The 6,267-nt window shown below is 43.8% G+C and carries 7 protein-coding genes and 1 other RNA gene; 2 read left to right on the forward strand and 6 right to left on the reverse strand.

What is annotated here, in order from left to right; genetic code table 11:
• Nucleotides 1-3 precede the first annotated feature (3 nt).
• The 5 genes from rnpB to coaD all read right to left on the reverse strand — a co-directional run bounded on the left by rnpB (nt 4) and on the right by coaD (nt 3,397).
• Nucleotides 4-370, reverse strand: an RNA gene (gene rnpB / locus H9653_RS05890) — RNase P RNA component class A.
• An 89-nt stretch (nt 371-459) separates the two neighbouring features.
• Nucleotides 460-1,179: a dethiobiotin synthase gene (gene bioD, locus H9653_RS05895; RefSeq protein WP_191691162.1), complete on the reverse strand. Its 720-nt coding sequence runs from the start codon at nt 1,177-1,179 to the stop codon at nt 460-462.
• Nucleotides 1,176-2,513 (reverse strand): adenosylmethionine--8-amino-7-oxononanoate transaminase, encoded by a 1,338-nt coding sequence (gene bioA, locus H9653_RS05900; protein ID WP_191691163.1) that lies wholly within the window; start codon nt 2,511-2,513, stop codon nt 1,176-1,178. Before bioA ends, bioD begins: the two co-directional genes overlap by 4 nt.
• Nucleotides 2,514-2,516: 3 nt before the next feature.
• Entirely contained in the window at nt 2,517-2,765 is a 249-nt protein-coding gene (locus tag H9653_RS05905; protein ID WP_191691164.1) for a YfhL family 4Fe-4S dicluster ferredoxin, read from the reverse strand.
• Between the two features lie 122 nt (nt 2,766-2,887).
• Nucleotides 2,888-3,397 (reverse strand): pantetheine-phosphate adenylyltransferase, encoded by a 510-nt coding sequence (gene coaD / locus H9653_RS05910; RefSeq protein ID WP_191691165.1) that lies wholly within the window; start codon nt 3,395-3,397, stop codon nt 2,888-2,890.
• 249 nt (nt 3,398-3,646) lie between these two features.
• Between coaD and smpB the strand changes: the two genes are divergently transcribed.
• Nucleotides 3,647-4,123 carry an SsrA-binding protein SmpB gene (smpB, locus tag H9653_RS05915; protein ID WP_068405891.1) on the forward strand — a complete coding sequence of 159 codons (477 nt, stop codon included), beginning with the start codon at nt 3,647-3,649 and terminating at the stop codon, nt 4,121-4,123.
• 117 nt (nt 4,124-4,240) lie between these two features.
• Here smpB and rarD read toward each other — a convergent pair whose 3' ends face one another.
• Nucleotides 4,241-5,263 (reverse strand): EamA family transporter RarD, encoded by a 1,023-nt coding sequence (gene rarD, locus H9653_RS05920; protein ID WP_225211631.1) that lies wholly within the window; start codon nt 5,261-5,263, stop codon nt 4,241-4,243.
• 260 nt (nt 5,264-5,523) lie between these two features.
• Between rarD and H9653_RS12645 the strand changes: the two genes are divergently transcribed.
• The gene (locus H9653_RS12645) at nt 5,524-5,991 is read left to right on the forward strand and encodes an Lrp/AsnC family transcriptional regulator (RefSeq protein ID WP_191691167.1); all 468 of its coding nucleotides are present in this window, start codon (nt 5,524-5,526) and stop codon (nt 5,989-5,991) included.
• Nucleotides 5,992-6,267: the final 276 nt, after the last annotated feature.

Genomic DNA, 6,267 nt, shown 5'->3' on the forward strand with positions numbered 1-6,267 from the left:
AAAAAAGTTGGTAGACCGATAAGCCGGGTTCTGTCGTGGACGATCATTCCTCTAGGCGTATCATCGCTGATACGCTCAAGCAACCTACCCGCATCGAACGCGGGCCGCGCCATATCGATGCCTATTTGGTCTTGCTACGCGTGGAGTTTACCCTGCCGTGAGATGTTGCCATTCACGCGGTGCGCTCTTACCGCACCCTTTCACCCTTACCGATAATGTCTTGCGACACCAAAGGCGGTCTGCTCTCTGCTGCACTTGTCGTCAAGTTACCCTGCCCAGCCGTTAGCTGGCACGCTGCCCTATGTAGCCCGGACTTTCCTCCCCTGCGCATCTGTTGCCAGTGTGCAGCGGCGATCGCCTAGTCTACCAAGCGCGCTAGTATAGCAAAATTAGTATCAGGTGTGGAAAGTGTTTTGCGCTTATTTATTTGTTGTTATAAAACCATTTAAATAAAAGCGTTTAAATAAAATCTAGCGGTAAAGCTAAACTATCATTACCTATAGTGCTATTTGTTTGTTGCGCCATTTGTAACCAATAGCTGTTTGGATAATGGCGCGCTAAGTAGTTTTTTAAATAATCAATCGTACTATTGGCAATCTCATCATCTGTCTGAGCGGCATTATCATGAATATGGTTATAAATCACGCTATGCAGCGTTAAGCCGCGCGCTTTAATCGCCTCTAAACTCAGTAAAGTATGATTTATACTACCAAGCCGCCCTGAGGTTACCAACACAACTGGATAGTCTTGCTCAGCAATATAATCCAAGGTTAATAGTTGTTCAGTGATTGGTACCAGTAACCCGCCAGCGCCTTCTAATAGTACCGCGTCGTAGCTTTGTTGCAATTGCTGCGTAGTTTTAGTGATGACTTTGGGGTCTAGAACGTCGTTAGCAAGCTTGACAGATAAATGCGGCGACGCGGGTTTTTCATAACGATACAGACAAGTGGTAAAGTCTAAATCACAAGGCTGCAATGGAATTCCCATTAATTGACGATGAGTGACAATATCATCTGCAATATTCATTTTACCACTAGCTGAATCGATACTAACGCCTGTTTGTACCAGCTTTTGAGTGATGACGCTAATGCCTTGCTGCATCAGCGCTTTCGCCATCATACCTGTGGCATAAGTCTTGCCAATATCGGTATCAATGCCGGAGATAAATAGCACACTCATAGCGAAACTCTGTTGGTCGTAGACATTTGACCCAAATAAATAGTGACGACAGTTAGGAGCGCTTGGCACAACGTCACCAGTTCGTCATCGCTAATGACATAAGGCGGCATAATATAGACCAATTTGCCAAAGGGTCTGACCCAAATGCCATTGTCAATCAGCAAAGATTGAAAAACTGGCATATCAACCGCCTCATCTAGCTCAATCACAGCGACCGCGCCTAAACAACGAACATCCGCAACGCCATTTAAATTTGCCGCTGTGGCTAGCTGCTCATCCATGATAGTTTGCATATTTGCCGTACGCGATTCGATATCATAAGACAAGATTAAATCAATCGATGCACAAGCGACTGCGCAGGCCAACGGATTACCCATAAAGGTCGGACCATGCATCAGGGCTGGATAGTCGCTTTGGCTAATGGTTTCGGCAACCTCACGGGTACAGAGGGTCGCTGCAAAGGTCATATAGCCGCCTGTTAGCGCCTTGCCAATGGTCATAATATCAGGACTAATATTGGCATGTTCGCAAGCAAATAGCTTGCCGCTACGCCCAAACCCAGTGGCGATTTCATCAGCAATGAGCAGTACGTCATTTTCATCACACAATCGGCGTAATAGTTGTAGATATTCTGGACTATAAAAGCGCATACCACCTGCGCCTTGAATAATAGGCTCAATAATAAATCCGGCAAGCTGAGCGCTATGTTTAGCAAAAAACGTGGTTAATTCATCACGCTCATTTTGAGCCAGCTCACGCTCAAATCCTAATGGCGGTGCAGGGACAAAATGCTGCAAAGGCAATTGTTTACCATACAGGCTATGCATGCCGCCGACTGGGTCACAGACACTCATTGCATGCCAGGTATCGCCATAATAGCCAGAATGGGTCGAGGCAAATTGGTTTTTATTAGTACATCCGGCTGCAATTTGATACTGCAGCGCCATTTTTAGCGCCACTTCGACTGCAATGCTGCCGCTATCAGCATAAAATATCGCATCAAGACCATCAGGGACAATGGATAATAATTTTTTGCCTAAATCTATGGCTGGCTGATGGGTCAAGCCGCCAAACATCACATGCGCCATTTTGCCTAATTGTGCAATCATCGCTGTATTGAGCACTGGATGATTATAGCCATGGATACTCGCCCACCATGACGACATGCCGTCAATCAGGCGTATGCCATCGTTAGTAACGATATAAATACCTTCGGCATGGTCGATGACGATATTAGGATAGGTGGGCGGCAAGCTGGCATAAGGATGCCAAAGGTGCTGTTGGTCGAAATCGCTGGTTGAAAGGCTACTCGTTGAGCGGTCAGATCTCTTCATTTTTTATTTGCCAGTAATGCGTTTGTATTTTGCCAATAAATCGCTTTGGGTTTCGACGTGGTCTGGGTCATGCGGGATACAGTCGACAGGACAGATGACCACGCATTGCGGCTCATCAAAATGACCGACACACTCTGTACATAAATCAGGGTCGATGACATAAATATCATCGCCCTCTGAGATGGCTTCATTTGGGCAAGCAGGCTCGCAGACATCACAATTGATGCATTCATCGGTAATTAATAACGCCATAAACTGCTCCTTATTTGCTAGCAGTTGATAAAAAATGATTACGTCCGTGGCTTACGATTATGCTTAATATTAAACCACCAACTCATCATTAAAGCTTAACTTAGTAATCGTTTCACTAAATGTTAGCTGCTGAGTTTTTCTATAAAAGCTTCTGAGACGCAAGGTGGCACAAATTTCGTCACATCGCCGCCAAGTTTGGCAATTTCACGAATCATAGTCGATGAGATAAACGAGTAATTTTGCGACGGCGTTAAAAATACCGCTTCAAAATTCTCATCAAGCTCGCGGTTCATATTGGCCAGCTGAAACTCATATTCAAAGTCTGACATCGCGCGCAGACCCCGTAATACGGCGGTGGCATTTTTTTCGCGCATAAAATCGACCAGCAAGCCTTCAAAACCAATCACCGACACTTGCGGCAAATCCGTAAATACCGTCTCGACCAAATGCACGCGCTCTTCAAAGTCGAATAAAGGTTTTTTGTGATGACCAGAGGCCACGGCGATGACGACCTCATCGAACAATTTAGCCGCGCGTTTAACCAAGTCGACATGACCGTTGGTAATCGGGTCAAAGGTACCAGGGTATAAAATTTTGGTATGCAATTTTGATGAAGTAGCAGGAAGGCTCATAACAGGGCTAATATGGTTAATGATAATGACCCATATGCTAGCAAATTTTGCTCAAACTTCCTACTTATCTGCTACATTTGTCCTAACAGCCGATTTACCTTTTCGCTGTGCGCTTTGCTACAATAGTCGGTTCGACTCATCGCTCTTAATAGGTAAAAAAAATATCTACATTTAAGGGCTAGAATGAGGAACAGTTAGACAGGGACAATTTATACAAACCATGTATATAAAAGTCCTTATGGAGAAATTATGTCAAAAAAATCAAAAAAACCTGACAATCAAATCTGTGCCAATAAAAAAGCTCGTCACGAGTATTTTATTGAAGAAACCTTTGAAGCAGGTCTATCGTTACAAGGCTGGGAAGTGAAGGCCATTCGCGCTGGTAAAATGACCATTACCGAAGCATATATTATCTTTCGTAATAATGAGGCGTTCTTGTTTGGCGCCCATATTCAGCCGCTGCTTTCAAGCTCAACGCATGTCAGCCCTGATAGCATCCGTACCCGTAAGCTGCTGCTCAATCGCCGCGAAATTGAGAAACTCATGGGCGCGGTCAATCAAAAAGGCTATGCCTGCGTACCCTTATCTTGCTATTGGAAAAACTCCTTAGTGAAATGCCAAATTGCGCTTGCCGTCGGTAAAAAGCAGCATGATAAACGTAAAACGCTAAAAGACCGCGACTGGGAGCGTGATAAGCAGCGCGGCTTTAAGCAGCATTTGGATTAAAAAACGTTGTAAGTGATACGTTTTAATCTAACGCAAAAAGGACGATTCAGCATATTGTTGAGTCGTCCTTTTTTATGACATTGCTATGGTAAACTTATTAATTTAACGGAGCAAATTTTAGACCGTTTGGGCTATTTTGCTCACTTTTGACTCTTTATGCGCACGGCATAATTGACGGATACCGTGCGCGATTAAGCAAGCGATTCCGAGCCAAATTAAGCCATAACTATAAATCATCGCTGATTCAAAAGGATTGCCCAAGACAGTGATTGCTAAGATAAATAATAACGCCGGCTCTATATAGCTCATCATACCGTAGACGTTGACAGGGAGCATTTGACTGGCATCAACATTGGTCTTCATCGCGAGCACGCTAAGCATACCAAGTCCTGCCAACATCATGATAAAAAAGCTAGAGCTGCCAACCAATCCTAAACTGCTCGGCGCAACAAATAATAAATAGGCGACGGCAAACGGTGCAAAGATGGTCAAATCCACCAGCAAACCTGTAATCGCGCCGATACCTTGTAGGCGGCGTAAGATATAATAAACAGGATACGTGCCGCACACCCATAATGTCGCCCATGACACGCTTTGGGTACGCACAATCTCACTACCGACGCCGACTGCGGCAAAGCCAACGGCCAACCATTGCAGACGGCTTAACTTTTCGCCAAATAGGACGCAACCAAACACCACCATCATCAGTGGAAAGAGAAAATAACCCATCGCGGTTTGCACACCTTGACCATTAACTGGTGCCCACATAAACAGCCAAAACTGGCTGAGAAATATCGGCGTTGGTAATAATAACCATACCCACTGCTTTACCGTGCGCAGCGCCTTTAATTTATCAACATGCAAACCTAAACGCCCGCTAATGAGCAAATACCCTATTAGCGCCGCCCACATCGCTAGCATACGCCAGATAAAAACTTGCGTACCTGACAATGGCGCCAAAAAACTGCTATAGGCATAAAGCACACCAAATAACAGGTTTGATAATATCGCCAGCGCCACGCCCATTATCAATGTACGTTGCTGTTTGCTACCTGCCGTCCAAACAGCAGGCAACGGCAAGCGTGAAACGGTAGCTGTGAGCATATTAGTAGAGACATTAGAGGGCGTTAGGTTCGACATGATAAGCACCGTAAATATAAATAGACGTTAGAAGGCTTAGCGATTGTTTTTATTTTTGCAAACGGAGTTATTAATAAGCTTTGTTTAATAACGTCTATTTTACTAAGGTGCTATGAGATATTATTTCTATATAAGTATTTATTCGAATAAATTTACTTCAATTACTACCAAAATCCAGTTATTTTCTTGCATTTAGATTAATAGCAATAATATTTATAATAAAAACCTTAATATTTGTGATTTTCTAGGGAAGAGATACTGTGAGCCATATTTTAGACGATACCGATAAAGCGATTTTAAATTTGCTACAGGACGATGCGACTTTGCCGTTAAAAACGGTCGCAGAACGTGTACACGTTTCTATCGCTACCGCTCAGCGCCGTATTCAAGCATTAATAGATAGCGGTGTGATTACCAAACAAGTCGCTATCGTTGACCCAAATAAGGTCGGTTACGGACTTACGGCGGTGGTTATGATAGAGATGTCGCGCTCCAATACCTCGATGCAGCATCGATTTGAGCGCTTGATGCATGACCAACCGCGAGTAATGAGCTGCTACGAAGTGTCAGGAGATGCGGATTTTATGTTGATGGTCAATGCCAAGAACATGAACGATTATCATGAATTTACCCGTAATTTGCTGACTTACGAGAACAATGTGCGCAGCTTTAAAAGCCAGTTTGTGATGAACTTTACCAAGAGCGGCACCAAGATTTTGCTTGATTAATAACAGCTAAAAATCCCGTGCAATTTTTATCATGAATAAGAGTGGATAAGCCATCGCTAAAAAAGGTACGATAGCAACGAATGTTTGGCATTAAATGCTAGATAAATTATCAACCGTATAGCAGACAAGGAAGCCTGATGATGAGTAAAAAGATACCGCCTATCGATCCCAATAATAATGCTCAGACCGTTCCAAAAACCTTACTCAAACCTAGCCAATATTGACTATTAGATAGGTTTGACGTTTTCTTTCTGCTTCATTGTCACGCGCTATTTC

The sequence above is a fragment of the Psychrobacter communis genome, from assembly GCF_014836505.1.
In the GTDB taxonomy this organism is placed as follows: Bacteria; Pseudomonadota; Gammaproteobacteria; order Pseudomonadales; family Moraxellaceae; genus Psychrobacter; species Psychrobacter faecalis.

Coding starts and splice junctions, on each gene's coding strand:
- bioD (WP_191691162.1), bottom strand. CDS start 1,179: ATGAGTGTGCTATTTATCTCCGGCATTGATACCGATATTGGCAAGACT.
- H9653_RS05905 (WP_191691164.1), bottom strand. CDS start 2,765: ATGGCGTTATTAATTACCGATGAATGCATCAATTGTGATGTCTGCGAG.
- coaD (WP_191691165.1), bottom strand. CDS start 3,397: ATGAGCCTTCCTGCTACTTCATCAAAATTGCATACCAAAATTTTATAC.
- bioA (WP_191691163.1), bottom strand. CDS start 2,513: ATGAAGAGATCTGACCGCTCAACGAGTAGCCTTTCAACCAGCGATTTC.
- rarD (WP_225211631.1), bottom strand. CDS start 5,263: ATGTCGAACCTAACGCCCTCTAATGTCTCTACTAATATGCTCACAGCT.
- smpB (WP_068405891.1), top strand. CDS start 3,647: ATGTCAAAAAAATCAAAAAAACCTGACAATCAAATCTGTGCCAATAAA.